Below are 18,374 nucleotides of genomic sequence, written 5' to 3'. Positions count from 1 at the left end.
ATTTCTTTTATACATGTTAAATATTAACTAAACCGCTATTATATTGGTTTAGTTCTTGAATTAATTTTATCAATAACTGAGTTAATGTATCAAAGTGACTATTATCTTGGCGAAAAGTCTCTAATAATCGAGAAACAGAACTATTAACTGCATTTTTTTGAGCATCAATTGCCGTTTGCAGGCTTTGCACAGTCTGAGCCATTAATTCCACGCCTGCAGTTTTCCAGCCGTTTGTCGTATCCTCAACATCATAAATCGACTTCATAATTTCCCGAAGTGGGTTAAGGTCTGGGTAAATACGAATAACTTTTTTACCTTTTGGTGTTCTTGTGTCTACAACAAACCCTTGGCCGCCAAGCTTTTTTTTCCAAAATGCAAAAGCGGAATCACTATATTCCATTTCATGCAAGTCCCAGGCACTATCTTCAGGTTTAGACCAGTCCTTATAGTAATCTCTATTATCATCATCAGCATCTGTCGTCAGAGGTTTATTTCTTCCTAGCTCTTTTTCTCTTACGTTTTTATGGTCTGTGTAATCGCTAAAAAGTTCATCGAGTCGATCTAATAACTTGACGCGCTGAAATTTTATTTTTCCATCATCCCCTGCTTTAATATATTCGGATATTTTACCGAGAGCGGTATTAACATCCTGCATATATTTTGTGGATGATTTTATTATGTTTCCAAAATCTTTTTGATACCCACTGTTAATATTTTTGATTATTTTCTCAACCTGACCAATATGGCTTCGTCCATCTTCAATCGGCCGCGACCGTGATGAATACGCTGCCGCACCATCGGGTAATGTCGCGAACTCGTCAGATAACTTTATTAATACTCTAGAGGTGTTGTCCCCTGATATTTTCAATTCTCGGATTAAAGCATTTGCCTGTTCAGAAATATCGTTTAGCTGCTCAAAAACAATATTAGTTCGTTCTATAGGCTTGGCTATTTCATCACATAATTGCTCATAATAACTGACGACTTGTTGATAGATATCCAAATTAGGATCAATCGCAACACCTTCCCCTATAGGGGAAGGATTATTATCAATTAAACCGACATTATTTACGCGCGAAAGCTGAATATTTGCCAACAGGTTCAATGATGTTGTACTCATTATTACCCTCGTATTGCAGATTGGAATGTACGCGTTTTAGAATCACGAATATCCCTTAAAGCTTCATCCATTTTCTTCAACAATTCCGTACTTTCACTCATTGTTTTCTCTGCATTTTCAGAGACTTTACGTGCTGCTGATGACGTTTCCTGTTCTATCATCGCGCTAGCACTTTCCGCTTTAGCTCCAGCTTGTGATGCCGATCCTGCCATATTTCCTGCACTATCGGATAAACGAGCCCCTTGCTCTGCTACACCACGTTTCACACTCTCTTTAGTGACAATATTGTTATGGTCATTAAGCTGATTTTGGCCATGAGCTTTCGTGCTATCTGCTGCATTTTGCATATTTTTCGCAACTAACGTTTTCTGCCCTGCTGTTGCTTGGTCAACCATCTCAATAGTACTACCGTCCTTACCTTTAAGTACGGTACTTCCGTTATTTTTTCCAGTTAGTTCAGTAACTTGACCATTGAGCTTATTACCCGAATTAGTATTATTCACACCCGCTTTTAAGTTAGCGTTTATCGATTTATTTTGCGTATGTAACGATTTCGCTTGGAATGCAGCACCTAAGCCACTGATACCTAAGGAGACGCCAAAATTAATCATGGCGCTCTCCATCATCTTTTTTCCTTCTTTAATGGTGGATGCGGCGGCTGCCTCCACCATTTTGCCACTTAAGATGTTAAATGCGGCATTCAATTGGCGGTCTGAGATTTTAATTTCGGATGCAACTTTGCGGATAAGTTTTGATATTTCAACAATAATATCACTGCTGATAATACCAATATATTCACTCATCTTCGTGGAGCTAATGCTTCCAATCGCTTTTTGTTCTGCATTTTCAAAAATATGATGTGACTCATTAGCGAGTTTAGGAGGACATGCACTTAACAGTATTGCCGCCTTTTCTATTTCGTCTGAATCAAGTTCTGATAGGGCGCCCATTAATTGTTCTGGCATTATTTCCCCATTCGATGGTGACTTTAATACCGGCTTATCTGAAAATTCTGCGAATGTTAATTGTGGCAAACTTGCTAAATTAATTTCTTGTCGAGCCGCTGGATGAGTTGAAACAAATATCTCTTTTTTATTTCCTAGTGCTTCAGCACTAAAAATAGCTTTATTAGCTATTACGGATTGTGTCGTAATGGCTGTCATTTAAAATTACTCCTTAGTTTACGCAAAGCGTGCGGTATTCATCATATCGACTTTACTTTGGCTCGATTTTTGAAGACCATTAAGCATTGATACGAACATTTCATCAAACTGCTCATAGTTTTTCGACATAGCTTGAATTAATTGGTTAAGTAACTCGGTAATCGCTTCGATAGCAGCGTTATTTAGCATCATACCGGCGAGCATCTCTTTCATTTTTTCTCCCATTGATGCTGCATACACATTTAATCCCCCTGTTGTTGCTGCACTTGCAACTGTAAGCCCTGCATTCATACCTCTTGCAGAAACTTCTAATTTGGCCATAGCGACACTTGGGTTTTTGGTATTTTTTGCCGTTTCACCAACTTGCTTAATGGCTTTAGTGCCATCAGCTACCGAATCACTTGCTTTTGTCGTTTTGGTTGCAACGTTACCCAATGCATTCATTAAGCTTTTTGGCATTGATTTGACGGTGTTTTTTAGTATGCTTCCAGCATTTTTCAGCAAGAGTTGGGCCGCACTTTTAACGGTATTAGCAATATTTTTAACCATTGACCCCATAGAAAGTAACGAGAAAGCTAAGAATGCTATCGCAGCAACAATCATTCCCACAATGCTACCAATCTGCTTCGCTTTATCTTCATCGACACCAAAGCTGATCAACACATCCGTTACTGCTGAAGAAATTTCATTGGCAAGCATCTGCATTAAGCTCCCGTGCCCTGTTTCTTCCAATACAATATCTGCAACCGCCATCGAAATACCAATAGCGGCTATTGCGAGTGTTAACGGTGCTGCCGTTCCAAAAGAAGCGACGGTGGCAATCACTGAAACAGCTAAAAGTACATAACTAAAAACTTTACTGGCACAAGATGCCGCTTTATTGGCTTCAGCCGCTTTACGCTCAGATTCCTCAGCCTCTTTTGCTTTTTTATCCGAATTTTTCCGAGAAGCTTCATTGATTTCCATCATCACTGCTTCTTGCTCTTTCATATTACGAATAGAGTCTTCATTCATGACTTTTTTAAGCTGAGCCGTCAGCATTGTTAAAAGCGATAATGTGTTCTCCCATTTATCACCATCAACCTCAACAGGCCTAGGGGCTGTTTTGATAAATGCATCCAGTTTTTTGCTAGCATCGCCAGAAATTTTTATAAGATCATATTCTTTATTTATTAGAGCGTTATAATTATTTTGAAGTTTATCGACATTTTCAGTTAGTGTTTTAACCTTAGCCTTCAATAAACCTGTTGTACCTTCTAAACCATCTCGTTTATTTTTTAACTCATCGAGCTTGTTGGAAAGTACTTCCACTTGCTTTTTAATATTAACTTCTTCGTTATAAATTTCTTCCGTAATAGGCTTATCAAACGTATTTATTTGCTCTAGTCGTTGTTCACACTCACTTAATTTTTCCTGTGTATTCGTAATTTCTTTTATGTTACGTTCTACAGGAGATTGATGTTCCTTTAGTGAATCTAGGGCATTTGCCAATTTAGTTTTACCTAAATCTAATTGGTCTTTAGCTTCGCCCCGTTGATTTTCAATATTGGCTGCTTCTTCTGTAGAATTCGCAAAAGAATCAAGTAACTCCTGCCCTTGCTTTCGTAAAGCGGTTGACTCAAGGTTTAAAAGCTGTAACCGATTATTTAATTCACCAATATTGCCTTCATGTAACAACCGACGTATTGTCGCAAATGTTTCAACTAATAAAGCCGTTGCATTAAATGTTTGGCCTTGTGGAGATGACTGAGTACTTAACCTAGCCTTTGCCATCACAGGTTTACCCAAGCGAGGTGAGCCTTCTATCTGAATTCGTTTTGTTTGTTCACCCAACACTAACTCTCTACTCACATCCTCTAAATCTAAAACTGATTTTGTAATATCTTCACTCAGCTTTAATGGGTTATTACCTTGTAAAAAGGTATGAATATTCTTTATTCGCTCACTATTGCCAAGATTTGTAATATCAACCATACGATAACCTCGTTATATATTAGAGTCTGTTAAATCAGGACTTATTTTAGAGTCCTTCTTTAATGCACTTAAATAGATTTGCGATTTGTTTTGCAAGTCCACATCAGAACTACTTTCTAAAACACTTTCAAAACAGTGAATCGCTGCACTACTTTTTTTCATCATTAAATTACATTGCCCTGCATGAAAAAGTGGGCGGTAATCATTTTTAGCCAATACAAATGCTAAGGCATATAATTCTGTTGCTTTCGCATATCGCTTCGTTAATTGATAGACGGCAGCAAGGCCCATGACATAATCTGTATTATAGAAATCATAAATACTTAAAAATCGAAAAAAAGTTTCTGCTTCTTTTAATTTACCTTGTTGATAGAATTCGTATGCATAAGAATAAATACCATCCATCGTACTCTGTGGAATACCGTGTATATCTTTATAAGTGGCACCATCCATTAATGCAGTAGTAATATTGTCAAGTAATTCTTCCATATCAGTTTGTTGAAAATTGTTTGTTTCCGCATTATTCATATATTTACCTTATTGTTGATATGCAATGCATAACACATACTTTATGTTTGCATCATAATTAACCGGCTTGGTTCTTTCTTTAAAAAAACGATTCAAGTAACAAATAAATCATTAATTAATGATTGTTATTTTTTTGTGAATGTGATTCATTCCCCCCTATTTTTTCCAATGCGCTATCAATATCAACTCCCATTTTTACTAATTCGATACGGAATAACCAAGATATTATTTGCATAACATCCTCTAATCCTCTTTCATCGATAAAACTGTCATTTTTATATGAACGCCATATTTGCCTTGCTAGGACTATGTCTCTAATAACAGGAATACCTTGTTGTTCCGCGTATTTAACAATTGCTTTTGCTTGCGAACCTTTACTTTTAGAGAATAAAAAGGGTAATGGTGCAATATCCGAATCATAATAAATAAGTAATGCAATATGCGTTGGGTTTGCCATTACGAATGTTGAATTACGAACGTTTGACTTAACCTCTTCCGACAGTAATTCCTGATGCATCCCTCGGCGTGCACTTTTGATATGAGGGTCACCCTCATTATCTTTATATTCCTTTTTGACCTCTTGCTTTTCCATTTTTAAGTTTTTAATATACAAAAAGAATTCAGCTATTGCGTCAACCAATATAATTATTAGAGCGACAGCAAGAAAAACAACAATAAATGTTATACACAGACTAACCCATTGACTAATCATTCCATTTATCATCGTTCTGTAGAGCATAAAAATATCTTTGCGCCAAACAATAAAAAAGACTAATGTTGATACAATAAAGACAATTAAATACAAGACAGCCTTAATTAATTCCTTCAATGAATTCAATGAAAATATTTTTTTAAACCCTGCAATTGGATTTAATTTTGCAAAGTCGAGTTTAATAGCTTCGCTAGCTAATCTAAAACGACTTTGTAATAAAGAAATTATCGCACCAGATAAAAAACAAGCAAATAACACCGGTAAAACAACGCTTAAAAAGATAGTGAAAAATTGCCAAAGTAATGCATCAATTTTTATCTCCGTTGGATGTAAAAATATTTTACGCATTAACCCACCGAGCTCATATAAACTAGAGAGCCCTTCTATCACAAATGCACTAACTACTAGCACAATTGCAGCAACACTATCTTTACTTTTAAAACTTTGTCCTTTCTTTGCTGAGTCTTTGATTTTTTTATCGGTAGGCTTCTCTGTTTTTTCAGCCATATTTATACTCGTAGCAATTAAGAGGAAATAAATACATCTCGTAGTGGTGAAATTGAAATCATATTCACTAATATGTCAGGAACTTCATTATGGAAATAAAGCAGAAATACACAAAATGCGATGATTGATTTTATTGCCAAAGATAACGAAAATGCATTTAGTTGAGGGCAAAAACGGGAATATAACCCTAGAGCGACCTCTGTAATAAATAATGTCACTAATATTGGAGCTGTCAAAACAACACCATTAACAACCATTTTATTTAACCACTCCCCTAAGGGGAGGCTATTAAATGAAGTAAATCCATGAGCAAAGGGTAATAATTGATAACTTTGTGCAAATATATTAGCGAGTTGATACATACCTCCCTGAGCTAAAAACACCATACAAGTAATATGACTCAATAAAACTGCCAGCTCTGATGCTTCTGAACCACTCGCCGGGTCGACAATACTGCTAATCGTTTCACCACGCTGTGCATCGATTAACTCACCAATAACATTAGCTATCATAAAAGGTAAAGCTAATATCAATGCTAATACGAGCCCAATCGAAATTTCATAAATAAAGACATCAACGAAGTTAATTTCATCCCATTGTATGGCATGAGAAGAAAAAAAAGGCCATAAACCTAACGCAATATACGCCACCACACAGTTTTTAATAATTCCACCATTGAGCAGTTTATTACTTAAAAAAGGAAGTAAAAACATCACTGGCGCAATTCTCAGCCAAGCTAACGCTATTTTTATCAACCCCTCTTGAAAGACAAAATAGAGTGAGGACATCAGCGATAGCATTTCCTGGTTCATCCGAATAGCCCAATAGCAGGGATCGCTGCACTTAAAGTTTCTAATGCAAAATTCATCACTTTATCGGCTAACCAACCTGAGATCATAAAGAGCGAACCAAAAACCGCTAATAGTTTTATGCCAAAAGGTAATGTTTGTTCTTGAAGCTGCGTGACGGTTTGCAGTAACCCTACCAATAACCCCACAGTAGTAGCTACTATCACGGGTATTGCTGATAATAAAACGATTAATAGCATCGTTTTATTACTTAAATAAACGATTTGATCCATAGTATTATTCGCTTTAATGCTGTGCTAATTCAATGTATTGCATTACCAATCCTTTAGAAATCAGCGACCACCCATCGATTGCAACAAATAGAATTAATTTAACTGGGATCGAAATTGTCACTGGGCTCATCATCATCATACCCAGCGCCAATAAAATGCTGGAAATAACCAAATCAACCACAACAAACGGCAAGTAAATATAAAAACCAATTTCAAAAGCCGATTTAATTTCGCTTAATGCATATGCGGGTAACAAAGAAAATAATGTAGCTTCACCCTCATCAGCCGCCACTTCCTCTTCGCTTCGGCCTTGTTGTATTGATTCAAAGAAAGTGACTAACTGCGGGTCTGAATATTTTTTCAAATAAGCTCTGTATCCCCCTAGTCCATTCTCAACAAAATTATCGATTGATTGAGCATTACTAAAATCAACCGGCTCTTGCCGCATATGATTATTCACATCCTGTAATACTGGCATCATCACGAAAATAGAAAGTAGCAACGCGATACCATTTAATACCATAGTAGAAGGAACTTGTTGAACCCCCATCGCATTACGTACCATAATTAATACAATCGAGATTTTTAAATAACAAGTGCCCGCAGCAATAATAAATGGCAATAATGTTGAAAAGGCGATAATTACTAATAATGGAATTCCTTCTGGTATTGTTGGCATATTAAACTCTTTTATCACCTAAACTCACAATATGTGTGATTTCTAACCCTAGCTCATCACTATTGCCAATATAAATAAGTTCCCCTTCGGCTATAAGTTGTTTGTTGGCATAAACTTTAACTTCACGTTCTTTATTTTCACCAATAGAATAAATATAACCAGGCTCCATCTTTGAAAGCTCATCAACAGTAATATCGGTATGGCCTAAAACAAAGGTTAATTTAATATTCATATCTTTTACATTAAAGGGACGTACAGCTTCTTGCACTTCATCTTCTTCAGGAAGTACACATTCACTTTCATCTTTTGGCGCCACTAATTCTTCAATCATAAATAGTCCTTCTTCTTGCTTTTGATATCGTGCTAATGTCTGTCCTGTAACAGACATATTTAACTGTAATTGTTGGATACTCAGCACATCTCGTAATTCTATGGTTTGCAAAAGTTTGGCGCTAATATAGCTATATCCCAATATCCAATCAGCTTGCAATTTTAAATGGCCAACTATCTGATTCGTTTGTTGTTTTTTTTCTAAACCTTCAATTGGCTCTGCTAATAATACTTCCCCAAGGTGAGTCTCCTTGACGATTAACCAAGGCTGGTAGTTAATACGCATATCATCAACTATCTCGACAGATTCACAACGGAAATCCTGGGAGAAAAATGTAATTCCGATATATTCAGAGGCAAATAATTCGCATAACTGATTGGTTGATAATAAATTCCATGCATAATGAACGAGTTTAGGCCAACGATAATGACACCAACTTTCAACTGCAACTAATGCGTTTATTTTCTGTGTTTCACTCACAAGCGATAATTTGAAATAAGGAATACTGCGGTTAGCTTGCTTTATTTGTGCATTAACTAGGTAACATTGCTGCCAAATTTTAAGTTGTTTTTCTTGAGAACTGATCCGTCGAATCTTCAACATAATTAATCTTCTTCTTGCTGTTGGTCATGCTGCTGTCTGTTTCGCTGCTGCTGGCGTTCATCTTCACGTCGGATCTGCACGCTGCTTTCATGGTTCAATAAATGTTTATTTTCATTCAATGCCAACTGGACGTCTCGGCTCGCTGTCGAAGCAATGAACTCCCCTTTAGATGCCAATTCAAATGTCACTGAGGGGCTACTTTGCCACTGATTAAAGGTATAAGTGAGACTACGCCCCATCGATTTTGGCTGTTTGTCTTCACCTAAAAGTGGATTATTTTCCATGAGTTCTGGCGCTTTATGCACCTCTTGCTTCTGTTGCACAACCTGTAGTGGTACAGACGGTCGCATTGCCTCATTTAATGTTGTTGCCATGATATTGGTAGAAGGATCTATTTCTTCTACAGATGAAATTTGTGAAGATGTCGCCGCCGCTTGCGCTTCATTAGAGAAATGGTGTGTAGGTTTTTCAGATAATGAAATCTGCTTATTATTATCTAAAGTGGTGATCCTCTGTGATGCTGCCGGTAGCATAAAGGGCTCCTTTTCTGCAATAACGAACTCAAGCTGTGCGTCAACATGATGAGCGCTATTATCTTTAATACCTTGCTTAATACCCTGTTGATCATCCACCTGATGGGATACTAACTGCTGCCCCAGAAGGGAAGAATTATTTTTTAATGCCCCATCTTTCAATCGGTTATTTGTTCGTGGGAACATATTTAATGAAGTGGTATCAGATGAACTAATTGGTCGATGATGAATTGGCTTTAATAGCTCTTGACCAATTTCCTGTGGATTTACGGGTTTAATTACGGTTTTTGCTGCATGTTCAATATGTGGTTGTTCAGTTTTTATCTGTGGTTTTAACTGTTTTAATGTCGGCCTTAAAGTATTCTTAGACGCTAACTCCGCCAACGAACTTTCTACATTGAGCTGAGTCTTTTCACTTAATTGAAATTTATTTTTTTCGTATTGAACTGAATTATCGCTAACTTTTCCCTTTGCTCGCTGCGGGATATTCTGTAATGGAAAACCAACCATCATAGTGTTATATAATGGAGTCTCATCTTCGTCAGTAATATTCTGTTCAGCTGAAATGTTCGGCGTCATCGGCAAGTTATTATCAACGGTAGGTGTGCTAGTAATGAGATTAGTATCAAAGTTATTATCAGCTACTAGGTTATAAGAAATTTCAACTTGGTCCTCAGTAAGTGAATTACTCTGTAATTTAATATTCGCATTATTATCTACGATTAATGCACCTACATTTTCGGCTTGGTCCATAGTCGTCAAATGAGGCAATGGGTTAATATCTAAATTATTGTTCTCCGTAAATAGATAGTGATTTATTAACGGCTCGGTCTCTTTAATATTTAATTCTTTGTTTTGTTCTGCCGTTTGGTTGCCTTCACCAATATATGCGCTTTCTTTCCAGGTAATCAGTTCTTTCGCTAAGTCGCTCAATTGCGATATTTGTTGCATAGAAGAAAGAGCTACCGGTAGAAAAATAGATATATCCTTTTGTTGATTTTGACTTTTATGATTGAACAACTTCATCATATTTTTGTCTCTCACTAGCTTCGCCATTTTTTTTGTTATATTTTGATGGCTAAATTCAGTGGTATTATATGTTGATGACATTGCTTTTCCCTCGATAACTACATGAGGTACTTTGTCATTTGAGCTCGCTTTTATTACTGACATGTACGAATAACTCCTCAATTTCATTTTGTTGCTGAAGTTCTGATTTTAACCTTCTTGCTATACGTTGCTGCTTGAGATAATTTCGGAATTTCTCGCACTTATTGCGTAAAATAAATGCTCGTTTAGCAATTTCAGACTGCAGTATTTTATTTTTTGATATTTCAACGGCTAAGGTTTCTATTTGAAATTCAAATTGAGCAATTTCGGATAGAACCACAGCCTTCAATCGCTGCCGTTCCCAAAAAGCGATTCGGCTTAATTCTTCTGATTTTTCATAAGATGTGGTCTGTGTCGCCAGAACTAAAATACGCTGGCGAATATCCATACATTGTTGTTGCTGTTGCTTTATTATTGAATTTAATTGCGATTGTTCTTGTAATGTCCGGTCAAAACGTCGCTCAGTTAAAGCCAATAAATTAGAAATCATTAAGACGCCAATTCATTGAGAATGTTTAACATATTGTCGAAATTCATTGGCTCATCCATGGCTTGTTTTAAGAAACCTTCAATTTGCTCTTTTTTATCTAAAGCGCGGTCATTTTCATGGCTTTCTCCACGTTGATATTCACCTAACTCAAGGTAAAGCTGAATTTGCTCAAGCCTTGAGATCATGTCACGCAAATCAATTGCACACCGACGATGTTCCGGTGTAGTCACTTTTTGGAATACGCGGCTAATACTGTGTAAGATATCAATCGCAGGATAATGTCCACGTCCGGCCAATTTGTGACTCAAGTAAATATGGCCGTCCAGAATTGAGCGAATTTCATCACCAATCGGGTCAGCTTCTTCTTCACTTTCTAATAACACCGTATAAAAAGCGGTAATCGAGCCATGTTTTAGTTGCCCTGGGCGTTCCAACAACATAGGAAGCTGTTCAAAAACAGAAGCAGGATAACCACGCCTAGCAGGTAGTTCTCCGGTAGCCAAAGCCACGTCTCGCAACGCACGCGCATATCGAGTCATGGAATCAACGTACAGCAATACATTACGACCACAGTCACGAAAATATTCAGCAATCGTAGTCGCAAGTAACGCGGCATTACATCGCTCAATTGGTGGGCTATCTGAAGTCGCATAAATTAAAATGGTCTGTGCTGCATGAGGTGACTCTTTTAATTCTTCAATAAATTCAATAACCTCTCGACCTCGCTCACCAATTAAAGCAACGACATGAATATCCGCATGAGCATGGTTGATGATCATGTTCATTAATGAGGTTTTACCGCTACCTGCAGCGGCGAAAATACCAATTCGCTGACCTAAGCCACATGTCAGTAAGCTATCAATGGCACGCACCCCTGTTACCATCGGTTCAGCAACAGGCCGCCTTTGTGTAACACTCACTGGAGGGCTATCAATGCGCAGTAATTTCGTATTGAGTAACATTGGCTCAGAAAGGTTTTCACTCAACGTACCAACTTGTTCACCTGCCGCATTAAAAATTTTACCTGCTAAATGTTCACCCACTTCAAATACAAACGGATAACCGCTCGGGCGAATAACCACTTCTCGTGTTAAACCTTGAGCACGACCGATTAGACTCAGTACCGTGAGCCCTTCTTTAAAACCAACAACCTGTGCTTTGGCAATAACATTTGGCTGCGCAAGAGAATGCTCAATAAAACAAATCTCACCAATAAATACGCCTTGTAGTGGGGCTTCAATTAGGCACCCATGAATGCGCGCAGGATGCGCGCAGAGATCAAATAACTTCATAATAGATTAAGAAATTAGGCTGTTAAGTTCATTTGCACGCTCAAAGAATTCTTCAAAACTATCTGCAAATAATTGAATATTATTTAAAGCTGATTCTTTTAAAACGGCAGAAAGGACATAAGCATCATCCACAATATTCAATGCCGGTTGGCCTGGATAAAAATTATTTGGCGGGTATTCTAATAATGATTTTAATAAGGAAGCACTAACCGCATCTAAATGGCTATAGTTACAATTATCTAAACTACACCAAATGATAATATCGTCTGTAGATAGGTCAATATTAATTTCAGCAAAACCATGCATTTCAAACTGAATATTAGAATGACAATCTAATTGAGAGTTAACTAGATCACTACGTCCCATAGAATTTAAATATTCATTTAGCATTTCTATAAATCTATATTTCATTGGTATTCCTTATATTTTAGGATATTTTAATTATTCAATACTGATAGTTATATTGAATTCGGTTGCTTTATTTGTTAATAAAGCCGATTTTTTGATTATATGGTTTTGACCACATTGACTTTGACCATTTCAGAAACTTCATTAAAAGAAAGTACTTCTAACTCAGGAAAACGGCCTTCTAAGATTTTTTTGACAAAACGACGAATATCAACAGGCACTAAAATGTTCACATCCCTAACTGATAAATAACTATTTTCTAAAGCAAACTCTGCTGCCTGTATCAACTCATTAGTTTTTTCTGGCTCAAGATGTAAGTATACTCCACCGGAAGCCTGCCTAATCCCTTGACGTATAGTGTCTTCTAGCTCTGAGTTAATCATGAGAACATTCAAACGCCCATCTACAGAAAAACGAGATGAAATGTAGCGTGCCATTGCACTTCTTACGTGCTCGACTAACATTAAGCTATCTTTTTCTTTTGGCACCCACTGCACTAAGGTTTCTATAATCAATTTCATATTACGAACTGATATTTTTTCCATTAATAAGCGTTGAAAAACTTCGGTTACTTTTTGTACTGTGGCATGGCGATAGCACTCTTTCAGTAATTCTGGGTATTTTCTTTCAAGATCATCAAGTAAGTTTTTCGTTTCTTGAATACCGAAAAATTCATTAATAAATCTCAACAACAAACTACTTACACAATCAATGGCTTCTGTCACATCGTCTCGAGCCATTAGACCCAGCTGCTCAATGTTGGGTAGGTCTTTTTGTTCAAACCAAGTACTCACCGAACCATATTCATCCGTAAACTTAGTCAATGACATACCAAGGTATTCAGGTTCGTCATTGATAGTCAGTAAACGATACCCATGGAAATAGATATCATATTCTCCTGCTTTAATTTCATTAATGAGTATCACCATTTTATTTTCAGGTAGAATAGGTGAATAGTTAACGGCAATATCAGGAATCCTATACCCATAACGAATAAAAATATCCTTTTTCATTCTGGATAAAAATTTATTATCTTCTAAATGTTTTTTATATTTTTGATTAACAGAAATGATAATCGGTAATGTTTCCGGGATATATTCATCTTCAACATCACTATTTTCTCTTTGAGTTTCACCTTCCGTCACATCTGAATTAATAATTTCAGCTTCACTATTCGCTGTTTTTTGCTTATTTTTTTGTTTTTTTAAATACCTGAAAGTAAATAACCCAATAAGAACCCCGGATAATAGTAAAAATATCATAGTTGGAAAACCAGGCAAAAAACCCATAGAGAGTACAATAAATGCCGTAATTAATATCGTAAAGTCATTTGCAAATAACTCTGAAACAATATTTTCACCTAAGTTCTTATCATTACCACCTACTCGAGTCACAATAAAACCAGCACTGATAGAAATGAGTAGTGCAGGGATTTGAGCGACTAAACCATCACCGATAGTTAATAAGGAAAAAGTATTTAGTGCAGTTGAAACATCCATGCCCTGCTGAGCTGTACCAACAGATATCCCTCCAATTAAGTTAACAAAAATGATGATAATGCCCGCGATCGCATCCCCTTTAATGAATTTCATCGCACCATCGAAAGAACCAAACAATTGGCTCTCTTTTTCAAGGTCGCCACGCTTCTCTTTAACTGTCGCCTCATCAATCACACCAGCCCGTAAATCCGCATCAATACTCATTTGTTTACCTGGCATTGCATCGAGAGAGAAACGGGCTGCCACTTCAGCAATACGTTCAGAACCTTTCGTAATAACAATGAACTGTACAATGGTGACAATGGCAAATACCACCATTCCAACCACTAAATTGTCTTGAATAACAAATTCACCAAAAGTAGCAATAATATCCCCAGCATCTGCTTCTAGTAAAATTAAGCGGCTGGTACTAATTGATAAAGCTAATCGAAATAATGTACTTATTAATAAAATAGAAGGAAATGATTGAAAGTTTAATACCCGAGTTATATAAAAAGAGCTCATAAAAATGAGTACAGATATCATAATGTTTAAGCCAATTAATAAATCGACTAATATAGTTGGCAATGGAATGATCAACATCGCAATAACCATTACCATGATAACTAATACCATCAATTCTGGACGATTACGGATTTGTAATAAAAATCCGGTGATACTTTTCATGGGATAATTTTCCTATCGCACTATGGCTTTCGGTGTAATATTCTCTCTTGCACCATAATTTGGTCCATGAGTTCTTTTAATTTTTCAATAAGTTGGTCTCTTGCTTCCGTTGACTGAAAGACAGTGATAGGAATAACTGCAAAAGCCAGTAATAATAGTTGTAAAAACCTGCCACACATATCCGAAGTCATGGCTTTCAGTTTTTCAGAAATAAAATCGATAACCACTGTTTCAAAATCAACCTGACTACGAATGCCACGGGTAAATAATTGACTGAGCTCTTTTTCAATTTTTGATTTGTTTGATTTTTCATTGAGCCGAAAAAAACCAGATTGAAAGAATTGCTGGCAGAATACATAATCTAAAGATTGCAGTTCTCGTAACCGACCAACACGATTAAAAAAACTTCCAAACTCACTAATATTTAAGTCACCTAATGGTAACGCTTGCAAATCACAAGCTAGTGCTCGCCCAAGATAACGCATCATATTTTCGCGCTCTTGAATTTCCATTTCCTCAACCCATTGTTCATATAAATAAACAACAGGCCCGTCATAAGTGATAAACTCACGGTACACCGAACGTAAATTCCCAGCGCTAAAATGTAATTTTTCAGCAAATGCTTTTGCGATTAATGCAACGTTAATTCCTGCTTGTGTATGACGCTTAGTATCTTCTGCTTGCAATAATTGTTCTAAAGCTTCAATATTTTCAATTTGTTCTTTTTTTAATTTTTTACGATTAATTAATGCAGCAAGTACCATTAGTAAATCACTAGGATCAGTAAAAAACTGCAATAAAAATGCCCGTAATTGCTTTGGTGTCATCAGTTGCTTATTAAGCAGGCCTTCTATATGCAATACTTTGTCATCTGCATCTTTATCCAAAATGCGTTCGGCAAATTGCATCCATTCTTCTTCGCTGCCCTTCTTAGAACTTCCTCGGCGTACATGGCTTGCCGCTAACATCGACATCGATGCATATTCACTAGAGCTATCAATGACACCAGCACCACGTGCTACTTCATCGGAGTCATCACTACTGCTACTCACAGGTGCACGACTTTTGTTTTGAGTATTAACTGAAAAACGGTTATTAAAACTCAGTGGTGTTATTGCCATGACTCACTCATGTATTGTTGAAGAAATTGGACCGTACCGTGCAACTGGCTATCATGGGTGGTGATCCGCGTCTTTTCAGAAAATTGTCGCCCATCCCATCCTTCATTTTCATCCAATAAACGCGGCTGGATTAAAAATAAACGAACCATCTTCTGTTGATTAGTCGATGAATGACTAAATAACCCTCCCACATAAGGAAGATCGCCTAAAAAAGGAATTTTGCTTTCATTTTCAACATATTGCTCACGTGTATAGCCACCGATAAGCAAACTACTGTCTTTTGCAATACGCGCAACTGTGTTAATACTGGTTCTGTTAACGGCAGGTAACCCTTCTACACTGGAGGTTTTCCCTGTGCTATCGCGGTTTTCAGCACCATCTTCAATATTGACTTCCATTTCTACGTTATTACCCACGGAAATACGCGGCATTACACTCACCATGGTCCCATATGTGACCTGCTCAAGAGTCGCAATACGCTCCCCTTGTAATTTGGCGTAAAAACTGGTGTTGTTATCAAATAAAGCAGGAATGTTTTCTTGGGTTAATAACACGGGGCGAGAAACAATGTGCCCGTTACCCGTTTTACTTAATGCATCAATCTGCAATAAAAATTGTTGGCTGTTTGATAGCGTGCTTCGGTTAAATGAGATCGATCCAGTACCTGTACTAAAAGTACCAATTTCCCAGTTCACGCCAAGATTATCGAGCTCTGAGCGAGTAATATCTATAATCCACAAAGATAACTCTACCTGCCGGCGGCGCATATCTAATGTATTAACTAATTGGCGAACATAACGAATTTGCTCTTGGCTACCTTTAACGATCAAGCTATTGCTATCAGGGTGTGCTACCAAAGAAAAAGCGCTGTTAGACGGTTTTTTTGTTACCATCATCGGCTTATTCCCTGAAGATGGTGAGTCACCAATTGGTGTATCCATTAATTCGTCTATCGAATCTCCTGTTGGATTAATCGGTGTTGGTGGTGGTTGAATATGTAATATTTCATCTGGTGAAGCTCCCTGTTTAAACAAAGAATTAATGACTGTTAATAAACCAGGGATCGTAATATTTTGGCCACGTAATGAATAACTTCTATCCGTTACCGATGCGTGTTTTAATGGAATAATAGCCACTTCACCGCTAGATAACTCCTCTTTCCTAATCTGTTCTGCAAGATATAAAGATGCGGCTTTAATTAGTTCAATATACAGTGGCGGACCCGAAACAAATAATAACCGTTCACCTTCTTGTGAACGTACAGGAAACCGCGAGTCATAAATTCCATTTCGTTGAATATAATTAAGCAACTGGTTACTACTGACATTATTTGTTGGAATAATTGCGCTACGCATTTCACTATTATCATAAATATAAATACTCGCACCATCGTCATACCACACTAATGCAATTCGCCGAGTTAGTGCTTTGAACATTTCATCTGCATTAGCTAAATTAAAATTACCAGTCACTTTTTTTTGAGCTGCTAATTTGCTGAGAATAATTGGCTTATTTAAACGTTCAGCAACGGCATCGAATACCTTACCTACTGCAATATTATTTGCGACAAAGGTATCGTGGTTTTTTGACTGTGTAACTGGTTCTGCCACAATAATTTCAGCTTGGGCCGAATAGAAACTCATACTCAGTAAAAACAGTGTTAAGCCTAACACTCGATTTTTTTTACTGCTCATATAATGTTGCTCCAATATGCCTAATTTCTGATGGTGTTAGGCCTAACTCTTTTTTAATATCATTAGTAAAATGAGATGCTGAACAATAACCCGCTTCAAGCCCTACATCTAATATTGAATCATCACTTTCAATTAGCTGTAGAATTGCATTAGCCATACGAACACTCATAATTTTCCGCTTTGCCGTTTTATTAAAGTTTTCTCGATAAAGCTGTCTAAAATAAGAAGCTGATATACCATAATGTGCACATAACTGATTAATATTGGCGTTTTTATTCTCTTGAGCTGAAGAGAGAATAAATCGCATCATTCCATAGGCTTCGTACCGCCTGAGTATTTCACACCAGCTATCAAATACAGGATGATTTCTAATAATTAAATCAATCACTACATTTTTTATTGATACCATTAATGAAAAGTCTTCAATTAATTCGATATATTCATTATTGTTATTTTCATCAGCTTCCAGCTTTTTCTTTTTCGCAAGAAATGCTTGCCCCATTGCGGTATCAATAACTGCTAAAATTTCGACTAATTCTGATAAATCCATTGAGTATAACTTCCAATTTGACTTATCTAGTGCATTCCATTCATTTTCTTGGCAAATAAATATAGCCTGACGTTCTATCAAAATATTTAAATTTGAATATATAGATTTATAAATAAAAGGCGTTGTGACTCTTTTCGGTATAGCCAAGACCAATTTGTCTTGTAATGAAAAATCACAGCCTCTACTTTCTAATAATGTTGCAATATCTTTATTTGACATTATATATAGGCCTTATCCACGTAATGTTGTGTACACAGAGTGAGCGATAAGGAAAAAAGCCTCAAGGGAATACTCAGGAATCACTCATACTTTC

The 18,374-nt window shown here is 36.8% G+C and carries 17 protein-coding genes; all 17 read right to left on the bottom strand.

The genetic code is table 11. The features are described 5' to 3' along the window. Window positions 1-16: 16 nt before the first annotated feature. The gene (locus P3L37_RS00840; protein ID WP_316927668.1) at window positions 17-1,105 is read right to left on the bottom strand and encodes an IpaD/SipD/SspD family type III secretion system needle tip protein; all 1,089 of its coding nucleotides are present in this window, start codon (window positions 1,103-1,105) and stop codon (window positions 17-19) included. Between the two features lie 17 nt (window positions 1,106-1,122). After that, window positions 1,123-2,283, bottom strand: a complete 1,161-nt coding sequence (locus tag P3L37_RS00835) for a hypothetical protein (protein WP_272667467.1) — start codon at window positions 2,281-2,283, stop codon at window positions 1,123-1,125. Window positions 2,284-2,301: 18 nt separating this feature from the next. Next, the gene (gene sctE, locus P3L37_RS00830; RefSeq protein WP_110731492.1) at window positions 2,302-4,257 is read right to left on the bottom strand and encodes a type III secretion system translocon subunit SctE; all 1,956 of its coding nucleotides are present in this window, start codon (window positions 4,255-4,257) and stop codon (window positions 2,302-2,304) included. Window positions 4,258-4,269: 12 nt separating this feature from the next. Then, on the bottom strand, window positions 4,270-4,785 hold the full coding sequence (gene sicA, locus P3L37_RS00825; protein WP_110731493.1) for a type III secretion system translocator chaperone SicA: 516 nt from the start codon (window positions 4,783-4,785) through the stop codon (window positions 4,270-4,272). A gap of 115 nt (window positions 4,786-4,900) precedes the next feature. Further along, window positions 4,901-6,004 (bottom strand): EscU/YscU/HrcU family type III secretion system export apparatus switch protein, encoded by a 1,104-nt coding sequence (locus P3L37_RS00820; RefSeq protein ID WP_110731494.1) that lies wholly within the window; start codon window positions 6,002-6,004, stop codon window positions 4,901-4,903. A 17-nt stretch (window positions 6,005-6,021) separates the two neighbouring features. Further along, entirely contained in the window at window positions 6,022-6,816 is a 795-nt protein-coding gene (sctT, locus tag P3L37_RS00815) for a type III secretion system export apparatus subunit SctT (protein WP_042851467.1), read from the bottom strand. Then, window positions 6,813-7,085 (bottom strand): type III secretion system export apparatus subunit SctS, encoded by a 273-nt coding sequence (gene sctS, locus P3L37_RS00810; RefSeq protein WP_004266181.1) that lies wholly within the window; start codon window positions 7,083-7,085, stop codon window positions 6,813-6,815. Before sctS ends, sctT begins: the two co-directional genes overlap by 4 nt. A 13-nt stretch (window positions 7,086-7,098) precedes the next feature. Then, complete coding sequence (locus P3L37_RS00805; RefSeq protein WP_272513474.1) at window positions 7,099-7,755, bottom strand: EscR/YscR/HrcR family type III secretion system export apparatus protein; 657 nt, start codon at window positions 7,753-7,755, stop codon at window positions 7,099-7,101. Window positions 7,756-7,765: 10 nt separating this feature from the next. After that, on the bottom strand, window positions 7,766-8,698 hold the full coding sequence (locus P3L37_RS00800) for a FliM/FliN family flagellar motor switch protein (protein WP_110731495.1): 933 nt from the start codon (window positions 8,696-8,698) through the stop codon (window positions 7,766-7,768). A gap of 2 nt (window positions 8,699-8,700) precedes the next feature. Further along, window positions 8,701-10,404: a hypothetical protein gene (locus P3L37_RS00795; RefSeq protein ID WP_110731496.1), complete on the bottom strand. Its 1,704-nt coding sequence runs from the start codon at window positions 10,402-10,404 to the stop codon at window positions 8,701-8,703. Next, window positions 10,376-10,831, bottom strand: coding sequence for a hypothetical protein (locus tag P3L37_RS00790; protein ID WP_004266186.1), 456 nt, complete (start codon window positions 10,829-10,831; stop codon window positions 10,376-10,378). Before P3L37_RS00790 ends, P3L37_RS00795 begins: the two co-directional genes overlap by 29 nt. Further along, window positions 10,831-12,123: a type III secretion system ATPase SctN gene (gene sctN, locus P3L37_RS00785; protein ID WP_004266187.1), complete on the bottom strand. Its 1,293-nt coding sequence runs from the start codon at window positions 12,121-12,123 to the stop codon at window positions 10,831-10,833. The genes P3L37_RS00790 and sctN overlap by 1 nt, the downstream gene beginning before the upstream one ends. Window positions 12,124-12,129: 6 nt before the next feature. Continuing rightward, window positions 12,130-12,534, bottom strand: a complete 405-nt coding sequence (locus tag P3L37_RS00780; RefSeq protein WP_004266188.1) for a type III secretion system protein — start codon at window positions 12,532-12,534, stop codon at window positions 12,130-12,132. Between the two features lie 95 nt (window positions 12,535-12,629). Then, on the bottom strand, window positions 12,630-14,696 hold the full coding sequence (locus P3L37_RS00775; RefSeq protein WP_004266189.1) for an EscV/YscV/HrcV family type III secretion system export apparatus protein: 2,067 nt from the start codon (window positions 14,694-14,696) through the stop codon (window positions 12,630-12,632). 20 nt (window positions 14,697-14,716) lie between these two features. Next, on the bottom strand, window positions 14,717-15,817 hold the full coding sequence (gene sctW / locus P3L37_RS00770; RefSeq protein ID WP_004266190.1) for a type III secretion system gatekeeper subunit SctW: 1,101 nt from the start codon (window positions 15,815-15,817) through the stop codon (window positions 14,717-14,719). Beyond that, entirely contained in the window at window positions 15,808-17,511 is a 1,704-nt protein-coding gene (gene sctC / locus P3L37_RS00765; RefSeq protein WP_004266191.1) for a type III secretion system outer membrane ring subunit SctC, read from the bottom strand. The genes sctW and sctC overlap by 10 nt, the downstream gene beginning before the upstream one ends. Next, the gene (locus P3L37_RS00760) at window positions 17,501-18,280 is read right to left on the bottom strand and encodes a helix-turn-helix domain-containing protein (protein WP_110731498.1); all 780 of its coding nucleotides are present in this window, start codon (window positions 18,278-18,280) and stop codon (window positions 17,501-17,503) included. Before P3L37_RS00760 ends, sctC begins: the two co-directional genes overlap by 11 nt. Between the last annotated feature and the right edge of the window lie 94 nt (window positions 18,281-18,374).

It is taken from the genome of Providencia sp. PROV114, assembly GCF_032704305.1.
GTDB classification, from domain to species: Bacteria; Pseudomonadota; Gammaproteobacteria; order Enterobacterales; family Enterobacteriaceae; genus Providencia; species Providencia rettgeri.
Note: the sequence above shows the minus strand (reverse complement) of the source record. Positions and strands in the feature narration are given on the sequence as shown.

What these genes read in the sequence shown, in the direction of transcription:
- P3L37_RS00835 (WP_272667467.1), bottom strand. Translation starts at nt 2,283, where the DNA reads ATGACAGCCATTACGACACAATCCGTAATAGCTAATAAAGCTATTTTT.
- sctE (WP_110731492.1), bottom strand. Translation starts at nt 4,257, where the DNA reads ATGGTTGATATTACAAATCTTGGCAATAGTGAGCGAATAAAGAATATT.
- sicA (WP_110731493.1), bottom strand. Translation starts at nt 4,785, where the DNA reads ATGAATAATGCGGAAACAAACAATTTTCAACAAACTGATATGGAAGAA.
- P3L37_RS00820 (WP_110731494.1), bottom strand. Translation starts at nt 6,004, where the DNA reads ATGGCTGAAAAAACAGAGAAGCCTACCGATAAAAAAATCAAAGACTCA.
- sctT (WP_042851467.1), bottom strand. Translation starts at nt 6,816, where the DNA reads ATGAACCAGGAAATGCTATCGCTGATGTCCTCACTCTATTTTGTCTTT.
- sctS (WP_004266181.1), bottom strand. Translation starts at nt 7,085, where the DNA reads ATGGATCAAATCGTTTATTTAAGTAATAAAACGATGCTATTAATCGTT.
- P3L37_RS00800 (WP_110731495.1), bottom strand. Translation starts at nt 8,698, where the DNA reads ATGTTGAAGATTCGACGGATCAGTTCTCAAGAAAAACAACTTAAAATT.
- P3L37_RS00795 (WP_110731496.1), bottom strand. Translation starts at nt 10,404, where the DNA reads ATGTCAGTAATAAAAGCGAGCTCAAATGACAAAGTACCTCATGTAGTT.
- P3L37_RS00790 (WP_004266186.1), bottom strand. Translation starts at nt 10,831, where the DNA reads ATGATTTCTAATTTATTGGCTTTAACTGAGCGACGTTTTGACCGGACA.
- sctN (WP_004266187.1), bottom strand. Translation starts at nt 12,123, where the DNA reads ATGAAGTTATTTGATCTCTGCGCGCATCCTGCGCGCATTCATGGGTGC.
- P3L37_RS00780 (WP_004266188.1), bottom strand. Translation starts at nt 12,534, where the DNA reads ATGAAATATAGATTTATAGAAATGCTAAATGAATATTTAAATTCTATG.
- P3L37_RS00775 (WP_004266189.1), bottom strand. Translation starts at nt 14,696, where the DNA reads ATGAAAAGTATCACCGGATTTTTATTACAAATCCGTAATCGTCCAGAA.
- sctW (WP_004266190.1), bottom strand. Translation starts at nt 15,817, where the DNA reads ATGGCAATAACACCACTGAGTTTTAATAACCGTTTTTCAGTTAATACT.
- sctC (WP_004266191.1), bottom strand. Translation starts at nt 17,511, where the DNA reads ATGAGCAGTAAAAAAAATCGAGTGTTAGGCTTAACACTGTTTTTACTG.
- P3L37_RS00760 (WP_110731498.1), bottom strand. Translation starts at nt 18,280, where the DNA reads ATGTCAAATAAAGATATTGCAACATTATTAGAAAGTAGAGGCTGTGAT.